This window comes from uncultured Paracoccus sp., from assembly GCF_947496875.1.
In the GTDB taxonomy this organism is placed as follows: Bacteria; Pseudomonadota; Alphaproteobacteria; order Rhodobacterales; family Rhodobacteraceae; genus Paracoccus.
Genome location: NZ_CANMEH010000051.1, coordinates 1 through 4712, shown reverse-complemented (window position 1 = coordinate 4712; position 4712 = coordinate 1). Strand labels below are relative to the sequence as shown.

Sequence of the window (4712 nt, the reverse complement as noted above, 5' to 3'; positions counted from 1 at the left end):
CGTCGCCCGCAGCCTCCTTGTTCATGGTGTAGAAGAGATCGCCGGTGCCGCCCTCGGCCACGGTCTTCGCGGTCCAGCCCACCGCCACCGCTCCAGGGTGCGGTGCGAGATGGTCCAACGGTCCGCGAGTTCTTTCTGGGTCATGCAGTTCCGTTTCATTTTGTCCTCCATCTGAGCAACTCTACATGGTTGCGTCCAAACGAAGGCGTGAAAGAAAGTACGAGGCAAGTCAGATAGTTGCGAAGCCGCGCGCGCCGCAAGGCGGATCGCCCCCTACATGTGTGGCAAGAAACGGGCGTGCCGGAGTGGCCTCGCCTCCGACACGCCCCGAATTGAACGCAGCCACATGATGCGCGGCCGCGCGGCCGGCGAAAACTCGAGCCAGCCTGGTGGGCTCCGAGCGGGTTCGCCGCCATCCCCACCGCCGCGCTCGATCCGGCCCACAGTCCGGCGTCTCCCGCGGTCCCCGCGCTTATCGGGTCCGGGTCCCCTTCATTCGCCGCGAACGGCTACTCGGCGTCGGCGGCCTCGGCCGGCGTGATCTCGGTGATCGTCTGGAACTCGCCGAGGAACTCGGGATGGTTCTGCGCCAGGTAGCGTACGACCCGGGCGTTCCCGAGCAGCTTGCCGACATAGCCCTTGATCACGGTCAGATGCAGGTGGTCCTGGCCGTAGGTGTCCTGGATCGAGGCGATCCCCTCCTGCAGACGGGCCAGTTCCTGCTCCATGCGCGCCATGGCCTCGGGGGTGATGCCCTTGACCTTCTTCGGCTTGGAGGACTCGACCAGTTGGGCCTGCGGCGTTCCCGCGAGGATCGCGCTTACGTAGGCGACGGAATAGTTGTTCGCGTTGACCAGAAGCTCGGCTGCCTCGATCTGGCGCATGGTCTTCATCTTGCGCAGCGCATCGAACACGGCGTTCGTGCAAGGCTTGTCTTTCAGGATCGCGACGGCTTCTTCGCAGATGCCGTCCAGCAGGCGCGCCTTGCGTCGTATGCTGCTCATGTTGAGGTCGAGGGCGAGCGCGATCTTCTCTTCGGGCACGCCGCGCTCGATCGCCTTTCGGATCATCTTGTGTTCCTGGATCGGCGCAAGGCGGCTGACCTGGCGGTTGTAGGTGAAGGCCTCATCGTCGGTGGAGACCAGACACTCCACTTCCTGTTCGCCAGCATCCTTTAGCGCCTCGATCCGAAGATGGCCGTCGAGCAGCAACCAAGTGGCGGACTTGTCGGGGTTCCGAACCACGACGGGCGGCTCGACGATCCCGATCTGGGCGATGGAAGCCACGATCTGCCGATACTTCCGGCTGGATTTTTGCGGACTTGCCGAGGGCGCGGAGCGGCAGGATAGCATCGATGGGGAGCGTGACGCAGTCGTCCTCGAACCCGAGCGTGACGCTCTTCAGGGTGTCGCGTGCTTCGCGCTTCATGCCGGAGCCCCGTCGGTCACGGGCCGCGCAAGGTCGGCAGGCATTGTCTCGAGCCCCTCCGCCCTGAGCAGGGTCATGAAATGCTCGTCCGCGCAGAGCTTCCGGAACGCCTCGCGCACGAACATCAGCCGACTCTGGGTGAGCTCGGCCTTCTTGATAAGCAGCTTCTGGCGCGTCGCCTCCTGCTGATACGCCCGCACAAGGCCCTCGCTCGTGAGCGCCCGTTTCGGAGGCTTGCGTCCGAGTTGGTTGCTGTGGATCTGCGGGCCCCGCAGTTCGCGCTGCTGGATCAGGCGGCGCACGAGCGCCAGCTTCCGACCCCGCAGCTTGTTCTGGGTGTAGGCGTCCATCAGTGCCTTCTGCGCGCCCTTGGCGTCCGTCTTGGAAATCTGGATGGCCAGATTCAGCGGAAGCACCCCGGTTTCCACGGCCGAGACCAAGCGCTCCTCGCCTTTCTCCAGCAGCCCCGCGATCATGTTCACATATTCGGTGGAAACGCCGATCTTCTCGCCGATCTGACGGTCGTTGTAGCCGCGCTGGCGGAGCGCGCCGATCTCGCGCATCAGGTCGATGGGGTTGTGCTGCCGCCGCGCACAGTTCTCGACGAGGCTCATCACGAGGCAATCGCTCTCGTCAGCGTCGATCACAATGGCGGGGATGTGGTCCTGCTTCAGTTCGACGAAGGCCTCGAGGCGGCCCTGACCGCAGACGAGGTCGTACTCCTGCGGATCGGTCCCGGGGCGCGGTGCCACGGTGATCGGGCGCTTCAGGCCGATGCGCGCGATGTTCTCCACCATCGCCTCGAAGGTGCGCCGATTTCGGACGCGGGGGTTGAGGACCCTAACCCTGTCGGTCGGGATCAGGGTCACCTGCTTCTGGCTCGTTGGCTCCAAGTCGTCGGGCATCACGCCACCTCCGCGATCCTCGCCCGCGAGGCGAGCGCGTAGAAGAAATCGAGCGTGTCGAACCGGTACGCATCGAGCGCGAGCCCGTTCTGCTCGGCGAATTTCAGTTTCCCGAAGGTCATGTCGATGCTGGGCAGCAAGTAGTAGTCGCGCGGCGCCTCGTTCACCTCGTCCATGCGCACAGCGATGGTGATGTCGGGCACCAGTCCGGTGTCGAGACGGATGCGCCAGCGCAGCGACCCGGCTGCCGTGGCGCTGCATCGGGCCAGCACAATGGACACGGTGAACTCGTCGTTGACGCGAACCAGATCAGTGTCGGGGTCTTGCACGGCCGACCCGCCGTGCCGGGTGACGCCAGCGATGATTTCGGCCACGACCTGCGGATGGGCCTGCCGCAAGGCGCGGTTGACCTCGATGTAGCTGTAGTCGCGGTCCGGCTCGTAGCCGATCAGCCGGTAGGCGCGCAGCAGGCTGCCGAAGCGGCTGCGATAGGCGCTGGAGGACGGCAGATCATCCTCCTCGTCGATGATCAGGCCCGACAACATACCCTGTCGCTGAAGGAGCGCGCGCAGCGCGTCGAGCAGTTCCTCGTCCGAGAAATGGCGGCTGCGGGCGTCCACGATCTCCCGGGCGCGCAGGAACAGCGCCTCGTCAACAATGGCAGGATAGGCGCCCTCAGCCCGGATCCACATTTCGCGCGGGTTTACCACCCGACGCTGCTTCAGCTTGAAGGACACCTTGTTGAAGACGTTGTTCCCGATGTACTTTTCGTTGGTCAGCACCTGATGGACGGTCGCCCGGGTCCACGGCCGGTCGAGATCGGTGCGGTGACCTTCGGCGTTCAGAACCTCCGCGATATCCCGCTCGGGACGCCCCTCGCGCACGAACATCTCGTACATGCGCTGGACGACCCGCTGCTCCTCCTCGGGGCCGGGGACGAGGATGACGCGGTCGGTCTGAAGGCTCTTCTGCTCGCCACGCGACAGTTCGCCCTTCGGGTTGCCGTGCTCGTCGATCAGCACCCGCCGCAGCCCGTATCCGGCCGCGCCGCCCTGACGATAGCCGAGCTCCACCAGGCGGCATTGCCCGGCAAAGACCTTCACCGAAAGTTCCCGGCTGTATTCGCCGGCCATCACGCGCTTCACGGTCTTCAGGAGGTTCGAGCCGATGCTGCCGTCGTTCTCGAACTGCTCGCCGCAGTAATGGACCCGGATCCCCGCGCGGGAGCAGACATGTTCGTGGTAGGCACCCTCGTCAGCGTCCTGAAACCGACCCCAACGGCTGACGTCATAGACGAGGATCGCCTTGAAATCGGCGTGGCCGGAACGGACCTCGGCCATGAGGTTCTGCAAGGCCTCGCGACCATCGAGCCGCAGCCCGGATCGCCCGGAGTCCTCGAACACGCGCAGGATCTGAAGGCCCCGCGCGGCGGCATAGTTCCGAATGACGTCCAGCTGGTTCTCGGTCGAGTATTTCTGGTGATCCGTCGACATCCGGACGTAGGCGACGGCGGGCACGTCCGGCTCGACCGCACCGTCGCTCTTGCCCGAATTGGTCACCAAACGACCGCTCACACATGCATCTCCTCGGTATTGCCGGCCAATCCATCCGAACCGCCTGAATCCAGGGCTGAATCCCTCTCGTCCATCTACAGCGAGGGAGGCCGGAATGTCGTTTCCGAAAAAGGGCAAGTTCTTTCCGAAACAAAACGGATATGGTCGAAATGGTCGGAGTGATGCGGGGAACGGGTTCGCCGACGAAATTGCATCTGCACTGCGCCGCTCCCATGAGGACAGCAGGGCGGGGGCAAAGGTCGTTGCGTCCTGGACGGGGGCGAACGAGAAGACGGTGAAGAACTGGTTTGCCGGCCGATACGGCCCGAGCGGTGAGCATCTGGTGGCGCTGGCCCGGCATTCCGACGAAGTGCTGGGCACGTTCCTCGCGCTTGCAGGGCGTCAGGACCTGATGGTGGCGATGAAACTCGTGGCGGCCGAAAAGGCGATCGAAGAGTTGCTCGCGGCGGTGCGGGAGATGCGCTCCGATGGCCAGAACCGCGAGGGGTGATTTTCACTTACCCGATTGGTAAAAAATGTAAAAATCATGTCGGCGAAGGATCTAGAATCGCCTTCGGTGTAGATGAGGCCGCCATTTGAATCCTCGGACCGAAGGCGATTCTTGGAAGCCTTCTGAGCCGAGATTCCTCGCGGTTCCGACCCTCCGCCACTTGCCCTTGCGAAACCGTTCTCCCGGTCCGGCTGCGGCGGGATTTTCTCGTTGTATTCGAGGGTTATGCGAGAGGGGCTGTCGGCGCCACGGCCGATCTGATCGCCGCGCGGGAACGGCTCTGCAAGGCGCTGAGGGTCACGGAGCCGGGGCCGC

Annotated in this window: 3 protein-coding genes and 1 pseudogene; 1 reads left to right on the top strand and 3 read right to left on the bottom strand. The window is 64.2% G+C overall.

Going from position 1 to position 4712, the window contains the following annotated elements:
* Nucleotides 1-509: 509 nt before the first annotated feature.
* The 3 genes and pseudogenes from Q0938_RS18890 to Q0938_RS18880 form a co-directional block, all read right to left on the bottom strand.
* Nucleotides 510-1428 (bottom strand): annotated as a pseudogene (locus tag Q0938_RS18890) (plasmid partitioning protein RepB C-terminal domain-containing protein).
* Nucleotides 1425-2333: a plasmid partitioning protein RepB C-terminal domain-containing protein gene (locus Q0938_RS18885; protein WP_094020045.1), complete on the bottom strand. Its 909-nt coding sequence runs from the start codon at nt 2331-2333 to the stop codon at nt 1425-1427. Before Q0938_RS18885 ends, Q0938_RS18890 begins: the two are co-directional and overlap by 4 nt.
* Nucleotides 2333-3850, bottom strand: coding sequence for a recombinase family protein (locus tag Q0938_RS18880; RefSeq protein WP_299365616.1), 1518 nt, complete (start codon nt 3848-3850; stop codon nt 2333-2335). The genes Q0938_RS18885 and Q0938_RS18880 overlap by 1 nt, the downstream gene beginning before the upstream one ends.
* Nucleotides 3851-4001: 151 nt before the next feature.
* On the opposite strand from Q0938_RS18880, the gene Q0938_RS18875 reads away from it, so the two are divergent.
* Nucleotides 4002-4397 carry a hypothetical protein gene (locus tag Q0938_RS18875; RefSeq protein WP_299365608.1) on the top strand — a complete coding sequence of 132 codons (396 nt, stop codon included), beginning with the start codon at nt 4002-4004 and terminating at the stop codon, nt 4395-4397.
* Nucleotides 4398-4712 lie beyond the last annotated feature (315 nt).